This window comes from Bifidobacterium apousia (assembly GCF_007559275.1).
GTDB classification, from domain to species: domain Bacteria; phylum Actinomycetota; class Actinomycetes; order Actinomycetales; family Bifidobacteriaceae; genus Bombiscardovia; species Bombiscardovia apousia.
Map to the genome: position 1 here is coordinate 58,536 of NZ_VMHK01000003.1, position 25,684 is coordinate 84,219.

Sequence of the window (25,684 nt, forward strand, 5' to 3'; positions counted from 1 at the left end):
CATCCCTTCGATCGGCACCATACTTTTTCATATTAGCGTGGGCGCTGGTCGCCCGCAGGCAGGGTCATGGCGCGCTCATCGGCCCGGATGGGAGCAGGCAGTTCGGTGGCGCCGGTCAGATACCGGTCCACGGCCGCTGCGCAGGAACGGCCCTCGGCCAGGGCCCAGACCACCAGGGACTGGCCACGCCCGGCATCGCCGCAGACGAAGATGCCGTCATGATCGGTGGCATAGTCGGCATCCCGGGCCACGTTCCCGCGTCCGTCCAGCCCTACGCCGGTCTGTCCGGTCAGAGTGGCCGTCTCGGGATGGGCAAAGCCAATGCTGATCAGCACCAGGTCGGCAGGCAGGACCCGCTCGGTGTCGGGATGGGGAATGATTCGGTCCTGATCGTCACGGCTGACGTCCACCACGCGAACCCCGCGCACCCCTCCCTCACGGTCCCGGTCGAAGCCGGTGGGGGCGCTGGTCTGGTCCAGGCTGATCCGGTCATCGGAATCGTCGCCCAGGTATTCCAGGCTGTCCACCGCGTACTCGTAGTGGCCGCCCTCCTCCATGGAAGAGGTGGGATTGTAGAGCCGGGCGTAGGTTGGCCAAGGCCGGTTATCGGGCCTGGATGAGGGCTCTTTGGGCCGGATCTGGAGGACGGTGACCGACTTGGCGCCCTCTCGCAGGGCCGTGCCCAGGCAGTCCGACCCAGTGTCGCCGCCGCCGATGATGATGACGTCCTTGCCGGCGGCATCGATCTTGTTGATGGGCTCGCGGCCCATGAGTTTGCGGGTGGGGTCGGGCAGGAAGTCCATGGCGTAGTGGATGCCCTTGAGCTCCCGTCCGGGCAGGTCCACCACTCGCGGCTCGGTGGAACCGATGGCCACCACCAGAGCGTCATAGCGGGCCCGCAGCTGATCCCAGCCCAGGTCTCGGCCGATTTCGACGCCGGTGCGGAATCGAGTCCCCTCGGCCTCCATCTGCTCCAGCCGGCGGTCCAGCAGCGACTTCTCCAGCTTGAAGGCGGGAATGCCGTAGCGCAGGAGCCCACCAATGGCATCTGCACGCTCGTAGACCACCACCGTATGACCGGCCCGGGTCAGCTGCTGGGCGCAGGCCAGCCCTGCGGGACCGGACCCGACCACGGCCACGGTCATGTCGGTCAGCCGCTGCGGCGGCCGGGGCTTGACCAAGCCCAGGGACCAGGCCTGGTCGATGATGGTCTGCTCGTCCAGCTTGATGGTGGTGGCCGGCTGATGGATGGAGAGCACGCAGGAGGACTCGCAGGGAGCCGGGCAGATCCGCCCCGTGAACTCGGGGAAGTTGTTGGTCAGGCTCAGCCGTTCGTAGGCCTCCTCCCAGCGGCCCCGGGACAGCAGGTCGTTGAACTCGGGGATCAGGTTGCCCAGGGGGCAGCCGGTCATGCAGAAGGGGGTGCCGCAGTCCATGCAGCGCGCGGCCTGCTCGGCGGTCCAGGGCCCGGGGCCAGTGGATTGATGCACGTCGCGCCAGTCCTTCAGGCGTTCAGCGACCGGTCGCTCGGCGAGCTCGTGCCGGGTGCGTACCTTGAGGAATCCTTTGGGGTCGACCATATCAGTGCGCTCCTTCCATGACCTGGGCGTAGGTGGCGTCCCAGACGCCGGGCGCGTTGAAGTCCACCTGCTCGCGTTCGGCCTCTTCCATGGCCTGCTTCATGGCCAGATAACGGCGGGGGACCAGATGGGTGAACCGGGTCAGCGCGCTCGGCCAGTCCTCCAGCAGGGCGGCCGCAGCCTGAGATCCGGTCAATCGGACATGCTCCCCTATGAGTTCCTTGAGCATGGCCGCCTGGTCCTGGTCGGGCTCCAGGGCCAGCAAGGAGCCGTCATTCCAGGCTTCAGGATTGAGCCGGGAGGCATCCATGTCCAGCAGGTAGGCATCCCCTCCCGAGAAGCCGGCGCCGAAGTTGCGCCCTGTGGGCCCCAAAACCACCACCAGGCCGCCGGTCATGTACTCGCAGCCGTGGTCGCCCAGGCCCTCGACCACGAAGCGACCGCCCCCGTTGCGCACGGCAAAGCGCTCCCCGGCCCGGCCCGCCACGAACATGTCGCCCGAGGTGGCGCCGAATCCGGCTACGTTGCCGCAGATGACGGTCTGGTGCGGATCGAACCTGACGCCCTGGGCGGCGTGGAGAACCAGACGACCACCGGACAGGCCCTTGCCTGCATAGTCGTTGGCCTCGCCGATCACCCGGATGGTCTCGCCCCTGGGGATGAATGCACCAAGGGATTGACCGGCAGAACCGGTCAGCGTGATGTCCACGGTGTCCACAGGCAGGCCGGCTGCGCCGTATTGGCGGGTGATCCTGTAGCCCAGCATGGTGCCTACGCTGCGATTGACGTTGCGTACGGTTGTCTTGATGGCCACCGGCCGACCCTCGTCCAAGGCATCGACGGCCCGGTTGATCAGGTCCACATCCAGGGACTTGTCCAGTTCGTGATCCTGGGCCTGCGTGTGGTGCAGCACCGTGCCCGGGGTGGGGCCAGGCTTGCGCAGGATGGCATCCAGGTCGATGCCCTGGCTCTTCCAGGTGCGCACGGAGGGGTCCCTGCGCAGGCACTCCACGTGGCCGACCGCCTCCTCGAGGCTGGCGAATCCCAGGGAGGCCAGGATCTCCCGCACCTGACGGGCCATGAACATGAAGAAGTTGACCAGGTCCTCGGGCCGACCGGTGAAGCGCGAGCGCAGCTCCGGATCCTGGGTGGCTATGCCCTGGGGGCAGGTGTTCTTATGGCAGGCCCGCATCATGACGCAGCCCTCCACCTGCAGCGCCGTGGTGGCGAAGCCGAACTCCTCGGCCCCCAGCAAGGCGGCTATGACCACATCGCGGCCGGTCTTGAGCTCCCCGTCGCACTGGACCACGATCCGCGAGCGCAGGTCGTTCATGACCAGGGTCTGCTGGGTCTCGGCCAGGCCCAGCTCCCAGGGGGTTCCCGCGTGCTTGATGGCGTTGAGCGGGGCCGCCCCCGTGCCGCCGTCCTGGCCGGAGATGAGGACCACGTCGGCATGACATTTGGCCACGCCTGCGGCCACGGTTCCCACCCCGTGCTCGGAAACCAGCTTGACGTGGATACGAGCCCTGGGGTTGGCCATCTTCAGGTCGTGGATGAGCTGCTTCAAGTCCTCGATGGAGTAGATGTCGTGGTGGGGCGGAGGCGAGATGAGCTCGACCCCGGGTGTGGACCGTCTGACCTGGGCGATCCATGGCGGGACCTTGGCGCCGGGAAGGTGACCGCCCTCCCCCGGCTTGGCTCCCTGGGCCAGCTTGATCTGCAGGTCGGTGGCCGAGACCAGGTAGTCGCTGGTCACCCCGAACCGGGCCGAGGCCACCTGCTTGATGCGGCTGGTCCGAGCCGGGTCTGCAATCCGGTCCGGGGATTCGCCGCCCTCGCCGGAGTTGGACCGGGCTCCCAGCCGATTCATGGCCAGGGCCAAGGTCTCATGGGCCTCCTGGGAGATGGATCCATAGCTCATAGCGCCGGTGGAGAAGCGGGTGACGATGGACTCGGCGGGCTCCACCTGGTCTAGGGGTATGGGTGCCCTGTCGGAGTGCAGCTCCATGAGGCCGCGCAGGGTCATGCCCTGCTTGGCCGCCGCGTTCACATGGTCGGTGTAGGCCCGGAACAGCCCGTAGTCCCCTCGCTTGGTGGACTGCTGGAGCAGGAAGATGGATTCGGGGTCGTTCAGGTGGTCCTCGCCGGTGCGCCGCCAGTGGTAGTTGCCGCCGGTCTCCAGGTCATGCCCCGATCCTGCGGTCCACTCAATGGGGTAGGCCACCCGATGGCGCTGGGCCACCTCGGCGGCGATCTCCTCCAGGCCAATGCCGCCCACCAGGGAGGTGGTGCCGGTGAACCAGCGGTCGATGACCTCCTGGCTCAGCCCGACGGCCTCGAAGAGCTGTGAGCCGCGATAGGACATGATGGTGCTCACGCCCATCTTGCTCATGATCTTCAGGACCCCGGTGCTCAGGGCCCGGACCAGGTTGGCGGAGGCCTTTTCGGCGCTCACATGCAGGTCGCCGCTGTTGGCCAGGTTCTCCACCGACTCCAGGGCCAGGTAGGGGTTGACGCAGGCGGCGCCGTAGGCGATCAGCAGGGCCACATGGTGGACCTCGCGCACATCGCCGGCCTCCACTGCCAGGGAGACCTGGGTACGGGTGTGCCGACGAAGCAGGTGGTGCTGGACGGCCCCGGTCAGCAGCAGGGAGGGTATGGGTCCCCAGATGTGGTTGGAATCCCGGTCAGAGAGGACAAGCACATTGCAGCCCTCCTCGATGGCCTGGTCCACCTCCCCTTCAATGGCCTCCAGACGTTCCTCAAGGGCCTTGCCACCGCCGGCCACCTGGTAGAGGCCGCGGATCAGACGGGGGCGGAAACGGCCTTCCAGGACCGGTGCCCGGTCCAGTCGCTTGATCTGCGCCATCTGGACGGAGTCCACCACAGGCAGGTCGATGTGGATCTTCCAGGCGTGCTCGGGGGTGTCCTCCAGCAGGTTGGGCTCGGGGCCGATGGCCGAGGCGATGCTGGTGACCAGCTCCTCGCGCTCCCAGTCCAGGGGCGGGTTGGTGACCTGGGCGAACTTCTGGGTGAAGTAGTCGAAGAGCATGCGCGAGCGGCGCGAGAGCACGGCGATGGGCGCGTCATTGCCCATGGACCCGATGGGCTCGCTGCCGGTTTCGGCCATGGGCCCCAGCAGCATGGTCAGGTCCTCCCGGGTGTAGCCGAAGGCCTGCTGCCGGCGATGGACCGAGATGCGCGAGTAATTGACATGCTCGCGCTCGGGCAGGTCGTCCAGGCGGACGGTCCGTTCGGCGACCCACTTCCTGTAGGGGTGCAGACCGGCCAGCTGGCGCTTGATCTCGCTGTCGGGCACGATCCGGCCCTCTTTGGTGTCGGCCAGAAACATGCGTCCCGGCTCCAGCCTGCCCTTGGCGACGATGGACTCCTGGGGCGTATCCTCCAGGACGCCGGCCTCGGAGGCCAGGACCAGGTGGCCGTCCTCGGTCAGCTGCCAGCGGCCTGGGCGCAGGCCATTGCGGTCCAGCTGGGCGCCCACCAGGGTTCCGTCGGTGAAGACGATGGCCGCCGGGCCGTCCCAGGGCTCGATCAGGGCGTCGTTGTACTGATAGAAGGCCCTCAGGTCGGGATCCATGTCCGGATCCTGCTGCCAGGCCGGAGGCATCATCATGGAGACGGCGTGGGGCAGGGACCGCCCGGCCAGGTGGAGCAGCTCCAGGGTCTCGTCGAAGGTGCCCGAGTCCGAGGCTCCAGGGGTGTTGACCGGCAGCAGCGGGGCCATGTCCCCCAACAGCTCCGAGCTCAGCTTTCCCTCGCGGGCCGACATCCAGTTGCGGTTGCCCTGGATGGTGTTGATCTCCCCGTTGTGGGCGATCATCCTGAAGGGCTGGGCCAGGGGCCAGGAGGGGAAGGTGTTGGTGGAGAAGCGGGAGTGGACGATGGCCAGGCGCGCCTTCATGGCCGGATCGCCCAGATCGGGGAAGAAGCCCTGCAGCTGCTTGGTGGTCAGCATGCCCTTGTAGGTGATGGTCCGGCAGGACAGGGAGGCGAAGTAGACGCCCAGCTCGTGCTCGGCCCGCTTGCGGACCCGGTAGCCCAGCCGCTCCAGATCCAGTCCTCCGCGGCTATCCGGCCCGGCGTCACACAGGATGGGCATGAGGAATCTGGGCATGGAGGCCAGGGCCTGCAGACCCAGTCCGTCCGGGTCGGTGGGCACTGCCCGCCAGGCCAGGACACGCAGACCCTCCTGGCCGGCGATCGAGGCGATGGCCTCCTCCTGGCTGGCAGCCTGTGCCGGGTCCCTGTCCAGGAAGGCCATGCCCGCCAGATAGTGGCCGGTTTCAGGCAGATCCCGGCAGACCCGGGTGCGCATGAACTCGTCAGGCATGGAGAGCATGATTCCGGCCCCGTCGCCGGTGTTGGGCTCGGCTCCCACGGCCCCTCGGTGGTCCAGGTTGACCAGGACGCGGATGCCCTGTTCGACGATCAGCCTTTCATCCCGTCGGTTCAGGGTGGCCACCATGCCGAAACCGCAGGCATCGTGTTCCGTATCAGGGTCGTAGAGCCCTTGCGGGCCGTGGACATGCAGATCGAGAGGGGCCGTGAATGACACCGCAATCACCTCATTCGTGGACGCGGGCGGGGCCGGCATGCTCCACCCTTGAAGAGCCTGGTCATTGGTGAATCAACAGAATAATGCATCCACAGGTGACATCCGTGTAACGTTCCGCGGTGTCTAACGAATTCCTACCGCCTCCAGGACCTGGTCGATGACCAGATCGTTGAGCAGGCGGCCCCGGCGGGTCACCTGGATTCGGTCACGCACGGGCCGCAGGAGCCCCTGATCGACCAGATCCTCGAGGATCTTCGGATCGGCCGGACGACCCGCCTGCCTGGTCAGCCGGTCCAGCCCCAGGCCTTCCGGCAGGCGCAGGGCCAGCATGACCGTCTCCTCCAGGTCCTGCCTGAAGCCCAGAAGCTCCGCATCCTGCCAGGGCACATGTCCGGCATCCATGGCGGCGGCCCAGTCCCTGGGGTGGGCGATGTCCCAGGAGCGAATGGCCCTGGCTCGCCGCTCCCCCAGGCCAGGCTCCGGCGAAAGCCACCAGTGCGCCCCGGAATCGGCCTCCTGCGCTGCCGCTGTTCCTGTGGCCCTGAACCCAGGCGAGACGGTGGACATGGGCTTCTGTTCCCGGGCCTCTTCTGCCGGTACCATGCCTGTGTCCTGGCCTTCCAGAGCACGATAGTGGGAGTGGGCGCCTGGCCCGATGCCAGCCCAGTCCACGTTGTGCCAGTAGCCCAGGTTGTGGCGGCTCTCCTGGCCGGGTCGGGCCCAGTTGGAGATCTCGTACCAGTAGAGGCCTGCCTGGGAAAGCATGTCGTCGGCCATCTCGTACTTGGCCGCTTCGTCATCGTCGTCAGGGGCGGGCAGCTGGCCCCGGCGCACGGCTCGGCCCATCTTGGTGGTGGGTTCCAGGGTCAGGGCATAGGCGGAGACATGGTCCACGCCCAGGTCCAAGGCCGCCTGCAGGCTGGTCCGCCAATCCTCGAGCCGCTCCCCCGGCGTTCCGTAGATCAGGTCCACACTGGCCCTGAGCCCCAAATCCTGGGCAGCGGCCACATCAGTGGTCACATTGGCCGGAGTGTGGGTGCGGTCCAGGGTGGCCAGGACGCTGGGCACCGCTGACTGCATGCCGAAGGACACCCGGTTGATGCCGCCCTTGAGCAGCTGCTCCAGGTAGGCCCGATCCACGGTGTCGGGGTTGGCCTCGGTGGTGACCTCGGCCCCAGGGGACAGCCCCCAAAGGTCGGCCACGGCCTCGACCATGCGCACCAGATCCTGGGCAGGCAGAATGGTGGGTGTGCCTCCGCCGAAGAAGATGGTGGACACGGGCGGCTCTATCAGACCTCGGGAGGTCTGCCAGTCGCGGACCATGCGCATCTCCTGGATGGCCAGGTCGGCGTAGTGCTCCCGGCTGGCGCCCCCGCCCAGGTCCCGGGCCGTGTAGGTGTTGAAGTCGCAGTAGCCGCAGCGGCGCATGCAGAAGGGCACATGGATGTAGACCTGGTAGGATCCCACCCGTTCAGCCCTCCTTCTTGGCGGCGGCCCGGATCTTGTCCTTGGTGTCCCGATCCTGGGTCTGTCCAGTGCTCAGGGCTGCGATGAAGGCCTCCTGGGGCACCTCGACATGTCCCAGCATCTTCATGCGCTTCTTGCCGGCCTTCTGCTTCTCCAGCAGTTTGCGCTTGCGGGTGATGTCGCCCCCGTAGCACTTGGCCAGCACGTCCTTGCGCAGGGCGCTGATGGTCTCCCGGGCGATGATCCTCGACCCTATGGCCGCCTGGATGGGGATCTCGAACTGCTGGCGCGGGATCAGTTTGCGCAGCTTCTTGGTCATCATCACCCCGTAGGCGTAGGCCTTGTCCTTGTGGACGATGGCTGAGAAGGCGTCGATCTTCTCCCCCTGGATGAGGATGTCCACCTTGACCAGGTCGGCGGACTGGGTGCCGTCGGGCTGGTAGTCCAGGCTGGCGTAGCCCTTGGTCCGGCTCTTCAGCTGGTCGAAGAAGTCGAAGACGATCTCGGCCAGGGGCATCCGGTAGTGCATCTCGACGCGCTCGGGGCTCAGGTACTCCATGGTCCCCATCTGCCCGCGGTGGTCCTGGCAGAGCTCCATGACCGGTCCGATGAACTCCTTGGGTGTGATGATGTCGGCGCTGACCACCGGCTCCAGAATCTGACGAACCTTGCCATCGGGGAACTCGCTGGGGTTGGTCACCGTGTGCTCGCTGCCGTCCTCCATGGTCACCTGGTAGGTGACGTTGGGAGCCGTGGCGATCAGGTCCATGCCGAACTCCCTGCTCAGGCGCTCGGTGACGATCTCCATGTGCAGCAGCCCCAGGAAGCCGCAGCGGAAGCCGAAGCCCAGGGCCACCGAGGTCTCCGGCTCATAGACCAGGGCGGCATCGTTGAGCTTGAGCTTGTCCAGGGCGTCGCGCAGTTCGGGGAACTGGGCGTTGTCGATGGGGAAAAGTCCGGAATAGACCATGGGCTGGGGGTCCTGATAGCCGGGCAGGGGCTCCTTGGCCGGGTTGGCCTCGGTGGTGACCGTGTCGCCCACCTTGGACTGGCTGACGTCCTTGACGCCGGTGATCACGTAGCCGACCTCCCCGGCACCCAGGGCCTTGGTGGGGGTCATGTCCGGGCTGATCACCCCCAGCTCGATGGGGTCGTGCACGGTCGCCCGGCCCATCATGCGGATTTTCTGCCGCGCCTTGAGCTCGCCGTCCACCATCCGGATATAGGTGACGATCCCCCGGTAGGAGTCATAGACCGAGTCGAAGATCAGCGCCCGGGCCGGAGCCTTGGGATCCCCCTTGGGGGCCGGCACCTGGTCCACGATGCGGTCCACCAGCTCACGGATCCCCTGGCCGGTTTTGCCTGATACCCGGAGCACCTCATCCGTGGAGCAGCCGATCAGGTTGGCGATCTCCTCGGCGTGCTTGTCCGGCTCGGCTGAGGGCAGGTCGATCTTGTTGAGGACGGGGATGATGGTCAGGTCATCCTCAAGGGCCATATAGAGGTTGGACAGGGTCTGCGCCTCGATGCCCTGGGTGGCGTCCACCAGCAGAACCGCGCCCTCGCAGGCCTCCAGGGCCCGGGATACCTCGTAGGTGAAGTCCACATGGCCCGGGGTGTCGATCATGCCCAGGGTGTATTCGACGCCGTCCTTGACCCAGGGCAGGCGAACGGCCTGGGACTTGATGGTGATGCCGCGCTCCTGCTCGATGTCCATCCTGTCCAGGAACCGGTCGTGCATCTCGCGCTTGGGCACAATCCCGCTCAGCTGCAGGATCCGGTCGGCCACCGTGGATTTGCCGTGATCGATGTGGGCGATGATGCAGAAGTTGCGGATCAGCGATTGGTCGGTGAATCCTGGTTGGTTCTTGGCTTCCTGCACCGGTCTGCTCTCCTCACGTACGTCTGGTCTAACGATTCTAGACGATGCCCTGGGCCGAAGCGCCCGCCTCTGGCGGATTCTTCTCCCGGTCGGGTGCTACTATGGTGGGTTGTCTGTACAGATACATTCATCGTTTGGAGCAACATTGGCAAACATCAAGTCGCAGAAGAAGCGGGTCATCACCAACGAAAAGGCGCACCTGCGCAACAAGGAGGTCAAGAGCGCGATCAAGACCTCAGTGCGTTCCGTGCGCAAGGCCGTGGATGCCGGTGACAAGGAGGCCGCTCAGGCTGCCTTCCAGGTGGCCGCCCGCCGTCTGGACAAGGCCGCCGGCAAGGGTGTGATCCACCGCAACCAGGCCGCCAACCGCAAGTCCGGTCTGGCCAACGCCGTCAACGCCCTCTGAACCGGGTGCCCAGAAGGGCCGGTGATCCAAGCGCTTGGATCACCGGCCCTTCTTCGCATCCGGTTTCCGGTCGGAATCCTCGTCGGTGTGCTTGATGGTGACACTGATGTTCGACCGGCCACGCATCAGATGACGGATGGCCCTGGCCAGCTGGGCATCGTTGAGCGGCAGCCGGGCCGAGCGCCGGTCCACCGCCCCAGGCACCAGAATGTTGAATTTCACCGAGATGATGCGCAGGACGACCACCAGGGCCACGATGGCCAGGTCCAGGGCCATGTCGACCCGGGCCGGATAGAGCCCATGCTGCTGGGCGCGCGTGGAGGCTAGGGTCAGCATGCAGCCGATCAGGGAGGGCAATGCATACCAATGCTGGTCCTGGATGACCGCAGGCACCTGGTTGAGGAGGATGTCTCGCAGCAGGCCGCCGACCAGGGCCGTGGCCATGCCCATGAAGATGGCCGTCATGCCACCGGTTCCACTCATCAGCGCCTTGGCCGTACCGTTGACGGCAAAGGATCCCAGGGCCATGGCATCAGTGACCAGCATGGACCAGGTCATCCTGCTGATTTCAGGATGGGCGACAGCCACCACCAGGCCGGATGCCAGGGTGACGATGACCGAGCCCTTGTCGGTGATGCCGCTGGGCGGCACCTGGCCCAGCAGGACATCGCGGACCACTCCGCCTCCCAGCGCGCTGATCCAGGAGACCAGCAGAATGGAGATGATGTCGTAGCCCTTGCGCACGGCAGCCAGGCCACCCGAAAGCCCGCAGCTGAATATGCCCAGGTACTCGATGACCATGAAGATCAGGTTCCCCTCCAAGGCCGTCTTCATCCCGCGCTGCTCCTCCCGGAATCGTCCCGCACTCAAGTCTGTCTATAGATTAGCCAAGCACAGAGCTGAACAGGCCGGTGATGTGCGCAAGGCCACAAATATGAAGGAAGGCGACCCAAGGCGAAACGTCGCCCTGAAGTCGCCTTCCATTCAAGACCTGTCAGGCAGGAATGGGGTCAGCGCTCAGCAGACCTTCCACATCCAGTCGTGCGGATCCTCGATCTCGCCCAGCTGGATGCCCAGGAGTTCGTTGCGCAGGTCCATGGTGACCTTGCCTGAGCCACCGTCGGCCACCTGGACGTCGAAGTTCTCGGACTTGAAGCGCCCGATCGGGGTGATGATGGCAGCGGTCCCGCAGGCGAACACCTCGGTGACCTCGCCGGAGCGGATGTCGTCCAACAGGGTATCCAGGCGGATCATGGTCTCCACCACGTCGCGACCGTGGTCCTGGGCCAGGGCGATCAGGGAGTTGCGGGTGACGCCGGGAAGAATGGTTCCGGTCAGGCTGGGGGTCTCCAGGTGGCCGTCCTTGTGGACGGTGAACATGTTCATGCCGCCCAGCTCCTCCAGGTAGGTCTTGGTGGCCGCGTCGACGAAGCAGACCTGCTCGCAGCCATGCTCGGCGCCGCGGTTCTCACCCAGCAGGGAGGCCGCATAGTTGCCGCCGCACTTGGCGAAGCCGGTGCCGCCGGGGCCGGTGCGGAACCACTTGTCCTCCACCCAGATGCTGACCGGCTTGACCCCGCCGGCGAAGTAGGGTCCCGAGGGCGAGGCGATGACGCAATAGTCCACCGCATGCGGGGCGCGCACGCCCAGGAAGGGCTCGGAAGCGAACATGTAGGGGCGCATATAGAGCGTGTACTCACGCCGCCTGGGCACCCAGGCCGCGTCACGGCGGACCAGGGCCGCGACCGATCCCAGGAAGTCATCGGGCTCAAGCGGGGGCAGGGCCAGACGCTTGGCTGAATTGTAGAAGCGCTGGGCGTTGGCATCGGGCCGGAAGAGCCAGATGGAGCCGTCGTCGTGGTAGTAGGCCTTGAGTCCCTCAAAGGCCTCCTGGGCATAGTGGAGCACCGAGGCCCCAGGATCCAGACTGAGCGGTCCGTAGGCCTCAACCCTGCGATCCTTCCAGCCGTCATCCGAAGTCCAACCCATGTGGGTCATATTGTCTGAGAAGAGCTGGCCGAAGGCGGGCTTGTCAATCAGTCGGGCACGCTCCTCGTCAGAGGCGGGATGATCGTTGGGAATGACCTTGAAAGCGTCCGCCAACTCATTGAGTGCCTTCGGGTCGTGATGTGATTGCTCTGCCATTGTCTACCACTTCTTCTTGCTACTGTATTTGGTTGCTCGGGTGCGATGCTTATGGCGATGCCCGGTACCCGAACTATCGCATAGGCAGACCTTGACCTGTTCAAGACATTTCGCATAGTGACCGTCATACGCAAAAAGGCCACAGGATCCTGATGACCCCATGGCCTTGCACAACGAACCTCTAAGCTCACTCGCTCTGGGCGTCGGCCTCCGGAGCAGCTTCCGCATCGACCTGTTCGGTCTCCTCGGTGGGGGTCTCCAGGCTCTCCTCCTTGGGGATCTCGACGGAGACGATGGATTCCTCCATATCGTCGATGATCAGCTCGGAGCCCTCGGGCAGCTTGACATCCTTGGCCAGGATCTTGTCGCCCTCGGACAGGCCTTCCACGCTGATGTCGATACGCTCGGGCAGGTTGGACACGTCGGCCCGGACCTGCAGATTCTGGGTGTCGATCAGGGCCACAGCAGCGCCCTTGGTCTCGCCGCTGACGAAGACCGGCACCTCCACGGTGACCTTCTCGCCTGCGCGGACCTCATAGAAGTCGATGTGCTCCACCTGGCGCTTGACCGGGTTGCGCTGCACGTCCTTGACCACGGCGGTCTTGGTCTGCCCGCCGAAGCTGATGGAGAAGAGGGCGTTGGCGCGGCGCAGGGCCAGAGTGGTCTCGCGCATGGGCAGCTTGATGTAGTCGGGCTGGGCGCCGCCGGCGTAGATGGTGGCGGGGATCTGCTGGGCCACGCGCATGCGACGTGCCGCCCCCTTGCCGAATTGATCGCGGACTTCGCCCTCGAGCTTAATGGTGTTAGCCATGTTGGCTTCCTTCCTTGTCTGGTTCCTCAAGACCGACCTGGGCCGGTCCTGGCGCATCGCCGCGTCGGATTCCGGACCGCCCATAAGGAAAGGCCGCCGATGATCCAGCCGAGTCGATAACGGAGGCCATGAAGCCTCCCTCGCCAAAGCAACGTGCCTACTTTAGCACCCAGCCCGCCCTTCTCCAAGTGGGCGACTATTCTGGACATATCCCGCGATTATTGAAGGAGACAACGTGTCGTTACTAGCATCGGTCAAATCTTTTGTGGCACACCAGGTGGGTCATGGGGAGGGACCGACCGGCGAGGAGGCCGCGGATCCATCAGGTGCCGCCCAGGAAGCCCTCGCCCTGCCCAACACGCATTTCTGGTCAGCTGACTACGCCACCACCACGCGCATGGATCCGGCCTCGGGACTGCTTTCGGCCACCACCGCCGGCATGGGTCCGGTGCCAGATGATATGACCGTCTACGACATCTACGCCGATCGGGCTCGCCGCACCCCCGACCAGCCGGTCCTGCACTTCGTGGAGAACGGCAGCTGGACCTACCGGACCGGCCGAGAGATCCTGCACGACATCAGGACCACCGCCAAGGGCTTCCTGCACTACGGGCTGAAAAAGGGCGATGCCGTGGCCTTCATGTGCCGGACCAGCTACGAGTGGGACATCGTGGATGCCGCCGTCCTGTCCATCGGCGGGGTCATCGCCACCATCTACGACACCGATTCGGCCGAGCAGATCCGATTCATCGTCAACAACTCCGATGCCAGGCTGTTGGTGGTACAGACCGCTGAGATGCGGGCCAAGGCCGAGGGGGCCGACAAGGAGTGCCCCACCCTGGAGCGGATCGCCTGCCTGGAATCCGGGGCCCTGCAGGAGCTGCAAGCCTATGGGGAGTCGGTCAGCGACGCCGAGCTTGACGAGCGGATCAACTCCATCCGCAAGACCGACCTCTGCTCCATCGTCTATACCTCGGGTTCCACTGCGGCGCCCAAGGGCGTGGAGATGACCCATGAGCATTACTGCCAGCTGGCCAGGAACCTGAACGCCTTCATCCCCAATCTGACCCACGACCCGGATGGATCCATCCTGCTCTTCCTGCCCCAGGCCCACACCTTCGCCCGGGCCATCAGCTACGGGGTGGTCTACGGGACCATGCACGTGTACATCTCCTCCGGACTGGCCACCCTGCTGTCCGACCTGCAGGAGTCCAAGCCCACGGTCATCATCGGCGTGCCCAGGGTCTTCGAGAAGGTCTACAACGCGGCATCCCAGAAGGCCGGACACGGCATCAAGGGCAGAATCTTCAATGGAGCAGCCCGGGCGGCACGCACCTACATGGAGGACATCTCCCGCAAGGGCTGGCCGACCAGGCGCAGCGCCCTGCGGCGAGCTCTCTATGACCCGCTGGTCTATTCTTCGCTGCGCCAGGTCCTGGGCGGGCGGGCCAAGTGGATCGTCTCCGGCGGCGCTCCCCTGGACCCGGAGCTGCTGGGGTTCTTCCGGGGTGCCAATGTGCCGGTCTACGAGGGCTATGGCCTGACCGAGACCACCGCACCCTGCGCCTTCAACCCCCTGGGCACCCCCTACCATCGGGGCTCAGTGGGCATCCCCTTCCCGGGATTCACCATCCGCATCGCCTCAGACGACGAGGTGCAGATCAAGGGCGTCTGCGTATTCCACCGCTACCACAAGAACGAGGAGGCCACTCGAGCATCCTTCACTGAGGACGGCTGGTACGCCACAGGCGACCTGGGGCGGCTCTCCCGTGACGGGTTCCTCTTCCTGACCGGACGCAAGAAGGACCTGATCATCACGGCCGGCGGCAAGAACGTCTCCCCCAGGCCCATCGAGGAGGTTATCGAGCGTTCCGAGATCGTCTCCCAGGCCCTGGTTCTGGGCGACAAGCGGCCCTTCATCTCGGCCCTGGTCACCCTGAACGAGTCCGCTCTGCGGCCCTGGCTGGCCTCCAAGGGACTGGACCGTAACATGTCCCTGCAGGAGGCGGCCCAGAACGCCGTGGTCCGGGCCGAGGTCCAGGAGTATGTGGACCGGGCCAACGAGGGCGTCTCCCGTGCCGAATCGGTGCGCAAGTTCATCATCCTGCCCGAGGAGTTCACCCAGGACAACGGGCTGATGACACCTTCCATGAAGGTGATCCGGCCCAAGGTTATCGAGCGCTACGCCGACCTGCTGAACACCCGGATGTACACGGCCAAGCGCACCCCGGCACCCCGCCGCTGAGCAGGATCAGAACCCCAGGCGCTCCAGCTGCTTGGGGTCGGTCTGCCAGTTGCGGGCCACCTTGACATGCAGATCCAGCCGGACCTTGCGGCCCATGGTCCGGTTGACTGCGGTGCGCAGCTTCTTTTTCACCCGCACCAGATGCTCGGCCCCCCGTCCAATGACGATGGGCTTCTGGGAGTCGCGCTCTACATAAATCCCTATATGGATGGTGTCACGCCCGCCCTGTGGATCCGGATCGATGGACTCCACGCGAACGGCCAGGGAGTGGGGCAACTCGTCGTTGAGCTCCTCCAGGTAGGCTCCGCGGACCAGCTCGGCGATCATGTCTTCGGGACGTTCCTCGGTCAGCTGGTCGTCAGGGTAGAGCTGAGGGCCCTCGGGCATGGCATCCATCAACACCTGGGCCACCTCGTCCACGTTGTCAGCTTCCAAGGCGCTGACCGGAACAATCTGGGAGAAGTCGGCAAAGGCACCTATCTCCAGGAGCTTGTCCACCAATTGACCCTTGCTCAGCTGGTCAATCTTGGTCACCACGGCGATCAAAGGCTTTCGCCAGGTCCACTGGCCATCCTTGTCCTTGTGGGCGAAATCGGAGCGCAACCGGCTGAGAATGCGGCGATCGCCGGGGCCAATGGCCTGGTCGGCAGGCAGCAGGAATGCAATGGCATCGACATCCGATAGAGAGGCTTCCACCACGTCGTTGAGTCGCTGGCCCAGCAGGGTGCGCGGACGGTGGATGCCCGGGGTGTCCACCAGAACCACCTGGGCCTCGGGACGGGTCATGATCCCCCGGATGGCCTTGCGGGTGGTCTCCGGCCGGGAGGAGGCGATGGCGATGGGCCTGCCCACCAAGGCGTTCATCAGGGTGGACTTGCCCACATTGGGTCGGCCCACTACTGCCACGAACCCCGATCGGTGGGCCGGCGCCTTGGCATCGCTCTGTTCTTCCTTGGTCATGAATTCTCCTGACTGTCCTGCTCGGGTTGATCCCCGTCGGTCTGTTCGTCTTCCTGCTGCGCACCGTCCTCCAGGGCGATGCTGGATCCGTTGGCCGGCTCGACCACGATGGTCGCGATCTTCTTGCGGCGGCCGACTGCTTCGCCAGCGGTCAATCTTATGCCCCGGGTCACCGCCGATGAGCCTGAGACCGGCACGGAGCCCAGCAGCTTGGTCAGCAGGCCATAGACCGTGTCCACATCGTCCTCGTCGATGGTGATCTCGTAGAGCTCCTCCAGGTCGGTGATGGGCGTGCGGACCGGCAGTTGCCAGGTGTGCGGGCCGATCTGTTTGGGCTCATCGTGCTGGACCCGGTCGTGCTCGTCCTCCAGCTCGCCCACGATCTGCTCAATGGCATCCTCTATGGTGACCAGACCGGCGATGCCCCCGTACTCGTCCACGACCACGGCCAGGTGGTGGCGGGAGCGCTGCATGTAGTGGAAGAGGTCGTCCACCGGCTTGGATTCAGGTACCAGAACCGGCCGGCGAATGATGGAGGCGACTGATCTGTCGCCCTTGCGGCTGAAGGCCAGGGCGCGGACCACATCCTTCAAGTAGACGATGCCGACCAGGTCATCCACATCGTCGCCAATGGCGGGAATGCGTGAGAATCCCGACCGGGAGAAGAGCTTCAGGGCCGAATCCAGGCTGGCATCCTTGGAGATGCAGATCATGTCGGTGCGGGGAACCATGATCTCGCGCGTCAGCGTGGTCGACAGGGTCAACACGTTCTTCAGCATCTCGGAGATCTCGGGATCGAAGGCACCGGCCTCCACCAGTTGGTCGACCATGGCTCGACCCTGCTCGATCTGGATCTTCTCCAGCTCCTCGTCGTCGGAAAGGTCACCGCGATGGTTTTTGCGGGCACTGGCCTGGGCCTGCCGTCGGCGCTTGAAAGGCGTCAGAAGAACAGCCAGCCCGACCAGGCGAACGTGCTTGAGCAGTGCTTCCATGGGCTGGCGGGAGCGGCCATGAGGACCCAGGGTGACGGAGACGGCGGCCACCAGGATGGCCATGACCACACCGCACAGCAGTTGCTCCCAGAGGGGCAGGCCGCCAAGGGCAGCCATGCAGGCCACCAGGACGCCGACCAGGATGTCGCAGATGATGCGGACGTAGGCACAGGCACTGCCCGTCACCTGCCGCTGGGAGATCAGACTCTGGGCCCGATGAATGCGATCGATCCGCTTCATCCTGGAGAACTGGCTGAGCTCCTGGTCGGTCTGCAGGCCCAGGATCAGATTGTTGAGACTGGATCGGGTCACCCGGTTGAGCGCCCCCTGGGCCTCGGCCAGCGCCAGGGAGAGCACGACCAAGGCAATGGCGACCAGGATCATGACCACCAAGAGGGCAATGGTCCGCTCACTCATGGGATCTGCCTCTCCGGTGGGCATCACGGCCGTACCGTTCATAGATCTCCAGAGCGTTGGTGGCCCCGGCCGGCAGCCCGGCATCCGCAATGGGCCCCTGTCGCAGGGCCAGGAAGGTCAGCAGCAGCTGGCGTTGCAGACCGAACATCTGCTCCTCCTGCTCCCTGCTGGTGTGGTCGTAACCCAGCAGATGCAGGGTGCCGTGGATGGCCAGCAGCAGCATCTCCTCCATGGTGGAATGACCGGCTGCCAGGGCCTGCTGTGCCGCCACCCAGGGGCAGATGACGATGTCGCCCAGGATGCCCTCCTGCCGATGGTTCTCGTCCCCGGGGCGCAGCTCGTCCATGGGGAAGCTCATGACATCGGTAGGACCGGCCAGATTCATCCAGCGCTCGTGCAGCACCGCCATGGGCTCCGGGTCGTTGAAGATGATGGTCATGTCGGACTGGGTGCTCACCCGCATCTGGTCCAGCACCCATACTCCCAGGTCGGAGAAGGTCTTGGCGTCGATCAGCCACTGGGTCTCGTTGGTCACTTCTACGCTCATGCCTGCTCCCGTCTCCGTCTGCGGGCTTGATCGGCGCGGTCGTAGGCCCGGACAATCCGCCCGACCAGCTGATTGCGCACCACATCGGCCGCCTGCAGGTGTACGAAGGCAATATCGTCGATGCCGTGCAGCACCTGTTCGATGGTGGCCAGACCGGACGCAGGCCCGCCCAGATCCACCTGGGTGACGTCGCCGGTGATGACCATCTTGGTGTTGAAGCCCAGACGGGTCAGGAACATCTTCATCTGCCTGCGGGTGGTGTTCTGCGCCTCATCCAGGATGACGAAGGCATCGTTCAGGGTGCGTCCGCGCATGTAGGCCAGCGGGGCCACCTCAATGGTCTCATCGGCCAGAAGGCGGTGGAGCCGCGAGGTGCCCAGCATGTCGGCCAGGGCATCGTAAAGGGGCCGCAGGTATGGGTCCACCTTCTCATTGAGGGTGCCAGGCAGAAAGCCCAAGCTCTCCCCCGCCTCCACGGCAGGCCTGGTCAGAATGATGCGCCCGATGCGTCCGGCCCGGAATTCCTGAACCGCCTTGGCGACCGCTAGATAGGTCTTGCCGGTGCCTGCCGGTCCGATGCCGAAGGTGATGGTATGCGTTTCAATGGCGGCCACGTAGGCGGACTGGCCAGCGGTCTTGGGCCTGATCGGGCCCTTGGAGGCCTGGGTCAAGGGGCGGCGACGAAGAGCAGCAGGAGCTGCCTGGCGGGGTTGGTCAATGCCTTCCAGGGCGTTATCTCCCTCCGAGTCTGCAACAGCTGTCTCATGATAATTGCGGTCTGCAGGAGCATTATCCACAAAAGTATCGCTTGTCGTATTGCGATCCTGAGATTCGTGGCTTACATAGGTTTGGTCTGCCGTATTGATGCCTATAATTTTCTGGTCTTCTGGACGGGAGTAATCGGTTGCGTCGGCGGTCCCCAAGCGTCGGTGGTCCAGTATTCGTCCCACCTGATCGGCATCCAGGGGAACTTGATCGGCGGTCTGCATGAGTTCGGACAGCAGGTCACGGATCTGGGCCGCCTGCACGTCGCCCTGCCGATCCCGGGCCCTCAGCATGATCCGGTTGCCCCGAACCAGGATGGAGACCGCCGGGAAGGCGCGCTCGATCCTTTCGATGACTGCATCCTCCGGCCCCAGCACCTGAACCGGGTCGATCCCCTCCGGAATCTCCAGGGTTCGCGTAGTTACCGCCACGGATTCCCTTCCTGCACGACGACGATGGTGAACACGGGCCTCACTCAGGCAACACCTGTCCGGTCAGGACGTGGGCGTGGACATGGAAGACCGATTGGCCGGCATCCTCCCCCGTGTTGAAGATCAGTCGGTAGGCTCCGTGGAAATCCTGGTCGGCGATCTGCTGCGCCACCTGGACGATGTGGGCCAGGGTGTCTGGGTCGGCCTTGGCCAATTCGGCCACCGACGCGTAGTGGCGGCGCGGGACGATCAGGACATGGACGGCGGCCTTGGGATTGGCATCCTTGAAAGCGTAGACGGTCTCATCCTCATAGACCTTTTCGCTGGGAACCTCCCCTGCCACGATTCTGCAGAAAATGCAGTCCTCCTGCCGATCGTCATCGCTCATGACCACTCCTTATTCTTTGCCGACATTGCTGTTTTTGATCTTTTCGCTGTTTTCCATCTTATTGTCGAGGTTGTATATTGTGCGCGACTTCATGCGCTGGGCTCAGGGACTTCCGACTGCCAACGACCCAGCATGTCCGACAGCAGGGTCAAGGCCACTGGTCCGGCCAGGGCAGCCCGGAGGATGTTGCCCCCCAACCGAACCGCTAAGGCCCCCTCCCTCATCATGGTCTGGACCTCCTGATCGGCAATCCCGCCCTCTGGGCCCACAACCACGGCGATCGACGAGTTCTCTGGCAGCTTGTCTACGCGTTTGCGGACCGCATCCCATTCGAGGTCGGCATCCTGGTGCAGTATCAGGACCATGCTTCCCTGGTCGGTCGCCTTCCGGCACCAGGAGGCCAGGCCATGGCTGTCCATCTTATTGAGCAGTCGAGGACGGTAGGCCCTCCGGCTCTGCTCGGTCGCGGCATCCAAGGCGGACTGCCAGTGCCGGTCGTTGCGGCCCGGCCTCCATTTGGCTATAGACCGGTCAGCCTGCCAGGGCATGACCTGATCGACTCCGATCTGGGTGGCCATGTCGATGGCCTGCTCGTCCCTGCCGCCCTTGGCCAAGGCCTGGACCAGAATCAATTCATTCTCGGGAGGTGCCTGCCGCCCTACTGCGGTGACCTCCACCAGGCCGGTCGAAGCATCCCTGACCAGGGCGCTGATGCGTAGGCCACCCCCGTCAGAGAGATCCAGCTGGTCCCCGTTCTTCAGCCTCATGGAGCCCAGGGCATGACGACGGATGTGCTCGGGCAGGGTCAGGCGCCAGCCAGTGTGGAGCTCATCGGTGGCCAGCGGGGAATCATCGTGGTCGGGATCCAGCAGGAAGAGGGGTGCAGTCATGGTGTTAGGCTACAGCCCGCCGCCGAAAAGCACTCCCCGTAACGACACGCTCCCACAATCGCCCAGTGCGCAATGCCGCCTGAGATGCTATGATTATCTCCGTTGCGATTACGCACCTGTCCGGGTGGCGGAATGGTAGACGCGCTAGCTTGAGGTGCTAGTGCCTATATATATACAGGCGTACGGGTTCAACTCCCGTTCCGGACACTCGATTCCACGTCGTTGGGGACTACGGGGATCTCCATCCTGCTCACATATTCATCGAAGTCATTGGACTCATATTCGCCGATGAGGCAGAACTCCAAGGGATCCCCGTCCACACGGTAGCCCATGGTCTTCAGATCTTCCAGCATCTTGCCATGGATCTGTCTGCAGCGGGCGAAACTGCCCACAAAGGTGCAAGAGGCATAGGTGCCGGCTGGCAGATCATAATCACCACTGAACCCCGGATCGGGGCAGTAGAGCAGGATGGCCTTGGGCGGGAACCAGCCCTTGACCGGGCGTGAAGCATCCACTTGATAGCAGGTCAGCGTATTGAGGATCTGCAACGTCTCATGGTGCAGTGCCGTGTAGTGGGCGAATGCAAAGGGGATCCGGTCATAGTCGATCATGTGATCAGACACCAAAGCGCAATGACGCAGGGGACGGTGGACGATGACGGTCCGTGCCGGGGATATGGAGGTCATGGCCTGCGCATACTTCTGCAGGCTGCTCAAGAGGCCTCGCTTGATGGAGGCCAAATATCGCATCTGGCTGTCCACGTGTTCCACTTCCTCGTCAATCAAGGACAGTGTGGCATCGAAGGTGCGATTGTCCAAGTAGTGTCCGATGCGGTCCAGACTGAAATCCAGCTTCCGAAGGGCCTGAATGACGTTGAGCCGAGCGAAGTCATCTGGTCCGTAGAGTCGATAGCCGTTGGCCGGATTGCGCCGTGGTACCACTAGCCCGATCTGCTCATAGTAATACAGGGTCTCAGTGGTGATGTCATACAAGCGCGCCGTCTGACGGATAGTGTAGCCCTCCTCCGCCAGGCTTGCTGTTTCGTCATCCTTGACCTCCATAAGTACCTCCTGCAAGGGTCTGGTCCGACCCTAAGGTTTTTCATGCCCCTCTCACCTTGACCTTTTATGGACGTAATCCATCATATCAGCCTGGAAACCTTGCTCTGCCAAGGTTTTGCCCCCTGTCTGCATCTTCAGATTCAAACGTCCGCAATGACAATTTGCTCGATTTGACCCTCGTCTCACACCAGGCCATAGGGTGAAATTCATCCAGGGTCGACGGGGACACAACCGCCGACCGGGCACTACCTCGCGGAAAGGATAATCATGCCAACCGTCACCACAGAATTTGGCACCTACCACGGCATCACCACTCCACAGGGGACCGTTGCCTACCTCGGCATCCCCTACGCCAAGCCTCCCGTCGGCGCACGACGCTGGAAGGCCCCTGAACATCTGGATCCTGAGCACCGGGACTACGACTGCACTCACTATGGTGACTCCGCCCTGCAGAAGTACGATCCCGTCATGTATGCCTCCCGCCGTCAGCAGAGCGAAAACTGCCTGAGCCTGAACGTCTGGGTTGGTCATGAGGGCGCCCAAAAGCTGCCCGTCATGGTCTTCATCCACGGCGGCGCGTATGTGGAGGGCGGTTCGTCCGACCCCATGTATGACGGAAGCAACTTCACCAAGCGCAACGATGTTGTCTATGTCACCATCAACTACCGGGTCAACCTCTTCGGGTACATGAACCTGGCGGGGCTGCCCGGAGGCGACGAATACCGGCAGTCAGGCTATCTAGGGCTCATGGACCAGGTGGCTGCCCTGCAGTGGGTCCAGGAGAACATCGCTGCCTTCGGCGGAGATCCTGACCGGGTCACCCTCTTTGGCGAATCCTGCGGTTCGGGCTCCACCATGCTGCTGACCGTCGCACCAGCCGCCAAGGGACTCTTCCAAAGGGCCATTGGCGAATCCGGCCCCATCCAGCTCTACAACACCCCGGAATCCACGGCTCCCTATGCCCAGGAATTCATGGAGATGATGGGCTGCAAGACTGCCCAGGAGCTGGCGGCCCTGCCCGTCGGCGACATCATGATGAAGTTCACCGGAGATTTCTTCGCCAAGCATATCCATGAGATCTCGTTGATCTTCGCTCCCACCACCGACGGCGACTACCTTCCGGCCAAGCCTCTCCAGGCATTCAAGGACGGTGCCGCCAAGGACGTGGAGATCATGCTGGGCTGCAACGCCGACGAGTTCGCTTACTGGAAGCTCTACTTCAAGGACTTCGCCAACGAAATGCCCGACTTCTGGCACCACCAGGCCATTTTCCACTTTGACGGCAAGCTGGACTCCGAGCGCTACGAGAAGCTTTGGGAGCAGGCTCACCCCGGAGAAGACCCCGCCGAGCGCTACCTGGAGTACACCAACCAGATCGGCTTCAGGGTTGGCACCAACCTCATGTGCGAGTACCAGTCCAAGTACAACACCGTCTACCAGTACCTGTTCACCTACGCCTCCAAGATCCCCGGCATGGGCTCCTGCCATGCCATTGAGCTGCCCTTCGTGCTGCATAACACCCAGCGGCCCGACCTGCCCGAGACCTTGACCGGCGAGGTGCCGCCCATGCACCTGTCTGATGAGATGAACGACGCCTGGTGCTCCTTCGCCACCACCGGCCGTCCTGTCAGCGGCGCCGGGGATGCCTGGGAGTCCTACAGCGTCGACCATCCAGACACCATGGTCATCGACGAGAACGGCTGGAACCTGCGCCGCGACGTCAACAAGGAGAACATCGACCTGCTTCGGCCGGCATTCGAGGAGTGCCTGCTGGACGGAGACCGTCACTAGGCCGCCTGTTCCACGTAAATCGTGGAGGGAGAGAACATGAATACTCGAAAATCATCCAATTACCGCTGGGTCATCGCGGCCGTGGTCTGCCTGATCGGCATTCTGTCCAACTACATGCAGTACCAGATATCCGCCCTTGCGGTCTACCTGATGCCCATGCTGCACATCGACCAGGCCGGATTCTCGACCCTGCTGCTCATGCCCATGCTGACCGCAGTATTCCTCAGCATCCCCATGGGCACCATCGGTGACCGTGTCGGCCCCAAGAAGGTAGTGCTGACCGGTCTGGCCATCGCCGTGGTCGGCGCCTACATCAGGACCTTCGGCCTCAACTTCCCCTTGCAGATGCTCTCGATGTTCCTGTTGGGGGCTGGCATCGCTGCCCTGAACGCCAACCTGGTCAAGATCTTCAGCGTCTGGTTCGGCGATCAGACGCAGATCGCCATGGGATTCTTCTACGGCTCGGCCGGCATCGGGGTCATCCTGGCCCAGATGGTTGCTCCCCGGTTCTCGGTGCGCAACTCCTATCTGAGCGCAGCCATCATCCTGACCGTGGCAAGCCTGCTCTGGGTCTTCCTGATTCGTGACGCACCTGAAGGAGTGCAGCTGCCGCCAGCCACCGATTCTCCGCTCAAGTACTTCAATGTCGCGGCAAGGAGCCGCAATGTCTGGCTGATCGCCCTCTGCTACGGCTGCTCCATGGCCGCGTCCACTGCCTTCGCTGGATTCATTCCCCAGACGCTGATCAACAACAACGGCTTCAACAAGACCTCAGCCGGTCTGGTTGCCTCTGCAGCTGCCTTGGGATCCATCGCAGGATCCATCATCGGACCCATGATCAGCTCTCGTCTGGGCAAGTGGAAGGGCTACCTTTTCGCCACCATTCTGGTGGGTACTGCACTCATGGTCTACTTCTGGGCAGTGGTGCTTATGCTGAAGAAGGCCCCGGTCGTGGGTCTGCTCTGCTGCATCATGTTTGTTTCGGGCGCCTTCGGTGCCATAAACGGCCCCATCGTCCAGGCTATGCCCTTCGCCCTGCCTGAGATTCGCGGCAAGTACGCGGGCAGCGCCGGCGGTCTGGTCAGCACTGTTGGCCTGCTCTGCGCCTTCCTGCTGCCCATCATCATCTCCTCGGTCAGCAAGGGCAACTACGTGCTCAACCTGGGACTGGAAAGCATGATCTTCCTGCTCTCCGATGTCTTCGTTCTGCTCCTGCCCGAGCTCGGCCCTCAAGGCGAGATCGCCAAGCGCATCGCTGCCTCCGACCGTCAGGCTGCAGAAGAGAAGAAGTGATAGCTCAGCAGAGTTGAAACTCCGACTGCCTGAGGCGGCGCGACCGGTTGTTTTCGGTTGCGCCGCCTATGCTGTTGTCAGAACGAGAAGGAGGAGCGGCAGGCGTGCTCAGGGTGAAAATCGACTCCATAGAGGATGACAGAATCGAGGCCTACACCAGGCTGACCGAGCCTCAGCTGCGCAATCGTCTGGAGCCCGCCAAGGGCTTGTTCATCGCCGAGTCCCCCAAGGTCATCGCCCGCGCCCTGGATGCCGGGGTGGAGCCCATCTCCTTCCTGGTGGAAGAGCCCTGGCTAGAGGGGATGCGCTCCATGTTCGACCAGGTGGACGCAGCCTTCGGACCCAACGTTCCCGTCTACGTAGCCAGCCCCGCACAGCTGAAGACCATCACCGGCTACCGGTTGCATCGGGGCGCACTGGCCGCCATGAGACGCTGGCCCCTGCCAACCGTGGAGCAGATCTGCCGCTCAGCAAGGCGGGTGGCCGTCATGGAGAATATTGTTGATCACACCAACATCGGCGCCCTGATGCGTTCGGCAGCAGCCCTCCAGGTGGATGCCGTCCTGGTCACCCCATCCTGCTCCGACCCTCTTTACCGCAGGGCCGCACGGGTCTCCATGGGCACGGTCTTTCAGGTTCCATGGACCAGGATTGGCGGCGACGACGTCCACGCCTGGCCCGACCAGGGCATGAAACAGCTGCATGATCTGGGCTTCACTACGGCGGCCATGGCCCTGAACCGGAATGCCATCAGCCTGGATGAGCTGACAAAGCGTCTAGAACCCGGGCCCGACCAGATCGATCGCCTGGCCCTGATATTCGGTACCGAAGGCGACGGGCTGAGCCACAGGACCATCGCCCGTGCGGATTTGACCGTGCGCATCCCCATGAGCCACGACGTGGACAGTCTGAATGTAGCTGCCTCAAGCGCCGTGGCCTTCTACGCAACCAGACCCGAACACGCTAGCTGATCCCAGCCAGCTGACTGAGTTAGCCAACCGACTGAGCCCTCTGCTGCGTAGCAAATCCCTGCCGCC

Annotated in this window: 19 protein-coding genes and 1 tRNA gene; 6 read left to right on the forward strand and 14 right to left on the reverse strand. The window is 63.9% G+C overall.

All coding sequences use genetic code 11. The annotated features are described in order from the left end of the window. Window positions 1-32: 32 nt before the first annotated feature. From FPK30_RS05265 to lepA, 4 genes are all read right to left on the reverse strand, one after another. Window positions 33-1,580 carry a glutamate synthase subunit beta gene (locus FPK30_RS05265; RefSeq protein WP_144085613.1) on the reverse strand — a complete coding sequence of 516 codons (1,548 nt, stop codon included), beginning with the start codon at window positions 1,578-1,580 and terminating at the stop codon, window positions 33-35. A gap of 1 nt (window position 1,581) precedes the next feature. Continuing rightward, window positions 1,582-6,156 carry a glutamate synthase large subunit gene (gltB, locus tag FPK30_RS05270; RefSeq protein ID WP_186279403.1) on the reverse strand — a complete coding sequence of 1,525 codons (4,575 nt, stop codon included), beginning with the start codon at window positions 6,154-6,156 and terminating at the stop codon, window positions 1,582-1,584. Window positions 6,157-6,279: 123 nt separating this feature from the next. Further along, complete coding sequence (hemW, locus tag FPK30_RS05275; protein WP_144085615.1) at window positions 6,280-7,623, reverse strand: radical SAM family heme chaperone HemW; 1,344 nt, start codon at window positions 7,621-7,623, stop codon at window positions 6,280-6,282. A gap of 4 nt (window positions 7,624-7,627) precedes the next feature. Next, a complete protein-coding gene (gene lepA, locus FPK30_RS05280) occupies window positions 7,628-9,505 on the reverse strand; it encodes a translation elongation factor 4 (protein WP_144085616.1) in 1,878 nt (625 codons plus the stop codon). Between the two features lie 145 nt (window positions 9,506-9,650). On the opposite strand from lepA, the gene rpsT reads away from it, so the two are divergent. Then, window positions 9,651-9,911 carry a 30S ribosomal protein S20 gene (gene rpsT, locus FPK30_RS05285; protein WP_024627969.1) on the forward strand — a complete coding sequence of 87 codons (261 nt, stop codon included), beginning with the start codon at window positions 9,651-9,653 and terminating at the stop codon, window positions 9,909-9,911. 39 nt (window positions 9,912-9,950) lie between these two features. On the opposite strand, the gene FPK30_RS05290 is transcribed toward rpsT, so the two are convergent. The 3 genes from FPK30_RS05290 to FPK30_RS05300 form a co-directional block, all read right to left on the reverse strand. Then, entirely contained in the window at window positions 9,951-10,745 is a 795-nt protein-coding gene (locus FPK30_RS05290; RefSeq protein WP_144085726.1) for a trimeric intracellular cation channel family protein, read from the reverse strand. Window positions 10,746-10,928: 183 nt separating this feature from the next. Next, the gene (locus FPK30_RS05295) at window positions 10,929-12,056 is read right to left on the reverse strand and encodes a branched-chain amino acid aminotransferase (protein WP_144085617.1); all 1,128 of its coding nucleotides are present in this window, start codon (window positions 12,054-12,056) and stop codon (window positions 10,929-10,931) included. Between the two features lie 187 nt (window positions 12,057-12,243). Then, a complete protein-coding gene (locus FPK30_RS05300) occupies window positions 12,244-12,867 on the reverse strand; it encodes a 50S ribosomal protein L25/general stress protein Ctc (protein WP_144085618.1) in 624 nt (207 codons plus the stop codon). A 235-nt stretch (window positions 12,868-13,102) separates the two neighbouring features. Here FPK30_RS05300 and FPK30_RS05305 point away from each other — a divergent pair, with 235 nt between their 5' ends. Next, on the forward strand, window positions 13,103-15,112 hold the full coding sequence (locus FPK30_RS05305; protein ID WP_144085619.1) for an AMP-dependent synthetase/ligase: 2,010 nt from the start codon (window positions 13,103-13,105) through the stop codon (window positions 15,110-15,112). 6 nt (window positions 15,113-15,118) lie between these two features. On the opposite strand, the gene era is transcribed toward FPK30_RS05305, so the two are convergent. The 6 genes from era to FPK30_RS05335 all read right to left on the reverse strand — a co-directional run bounded on the left by era (window position 15,119) and on the right by FPK30_RS05335 (window position 20,502). Beyond that, complete coding sequence (gene era / locus FPK30_RS05310) at window positions 15,119-16,072, reverse strand: GTPase Era (RefSeq protein WP_144085620.1); 954 nt, start codon at window positions 16,070-16,072, stop codon at window positions 15,119-15,121. Beyond that, window positions 16,069-17,481 (reverse strand): hemolysin family protein, encoded by a 1,413-nt coding sequence (locus FPK30_RS05315; RefSeq protein WP_144085621.1) that lies wholly within the window; start codon window positions 17,479-17,481, stop codon window positions 16,069-16,071. Before FPK30_RS05315 ends, era begins: the two co-directional genes overlap by 4 nt. Next, window positions 17,474-18,028, reverse strand: a complete 555-nt coding sequence (gene ybeY / locus FPK30_RS05320) for an rRNA maturation RNase YbeY (protein WP_144085622.1) — start codon at window positions 18,026-18,028, stop codon at window positions 17,474-17,476. The genes FPK30_RS05315 and ybeY overlap by 8 nt, the downstream gene beginning before the upstream one ends. Beyond that, window positions 18,025-19,224 (reverse strand): PhoH family protein, encoded by a 1,200-nt coding sequence (locus FPK30_RS05325; protein ID WP_144085623.1) that lies wholly within the window; start codon window positions 19,222-19,224, stop codon window positions 18,025-18,027. The genes ybeY and FPK30_RS05325 overlap by 4 nt, the downstream gene beginning before the upstream one ends. 40 nt (window positions 19,225-19,264) lie before the next feature. Then, window positions 19,265-19,612 carry a histidine triad nucleotide-binding protein gene (locus tag FPK30_RS05330; RefSeq protein ID WP_144085624.1) on the reverse strand — a complete coding sequence of 116 codons (348 nt, stop codon included), beginning with the start codon at window positions 19,610-19,612 and terminating at the stop codon, window positions 19,265-19,267. Between the two features lie 89 nt (window positions 19,613-19,701). Beyond that, entirely contained in the window at window positions 19,702-20,502 is an 801-nt protein-coding gene (locus FPK30_RS05335) for a 16S rRNA (uracil(1498)-N(3))-methyltransferase (RefSeq protein ID WP_144085625.1), read from the reverse strand. Between the two features lie 118 nt (window positions 20,503-20,620). Between FPK30_RS05335 and FPK30_RS05340 the strand changes: the two genes are divergently transcribed. Then, window positions 20,621-20,709: transfer RNA gene (locus FPK30_RS05340), tRNA-Leu, on the forward strand. Here the strand turns inward: FPK30_RS05340 and FPK30_RS05345 are convergent. After that, on the reverse strand, window positions 20,691-21,563 hold the full coding sequence (locus FPK30_RS05345; protein ID WP_144085626.1) for a MerR family transcriptional regulator: 873 nt from the start codon (window positions 21,561-21,563) through the stop codon (window positions 20,691-20,693). The two genes, FPK30_RS05340 and FPK30_RS05345, sit on opposite strands and share 19 nt — an antisense overlap. Window positions 21,564-21,830: 267 nt before the next feature. On the opposite strand from FPK30_RS05345, the gene FPK30_RS05350 reads away from it, so the two are divergent. The 3 genes from FPK30_RS05350 (at window position 21,831) to FPK30_RS05360 (ending at window position 25,618) form a co-directional block, all read left to right on the forward strand. After that, the gene (locus tag FPK30_RS05350; RefSeq protein WP_144085627.1) at window positions 21,831-23,354 is read left to right on the forward strand and encodes a carboxylesterase/lipase family protein; all 1,524 of its coding nucleotides are present in this window, start codon (window positions 21,831-21,833) and stop codon (window positions 23,352-23,354) included. Between the two features lie 36 nt (window positions 23,355-23,390). Continuing rightward, on the forward strand, window positions 23,391-24,647 hold the full coding sequence (locus FPK30_RS05355; protein ID WP_144085628.1) for an MFS transporter: 1,257 nt from the start codon (window positions 23,391-23,393) through the stop codon (window positions 24,645-24,647). 104 nt (window positions 24,648-24,751) lie between these two features. After that, a complete protein-coding gene (locus FPK30_RS05360) occupies window positions 24,752-25,618 on the forward strand; it encodes a TrmH family RNA methyltransferase (protein ID WP_144085629.1) in 867 nt (288 codons plus the stop codon). The last annotated feature ends 66 nt before the right edge of the window (window positions 25,619-25,684 follow it).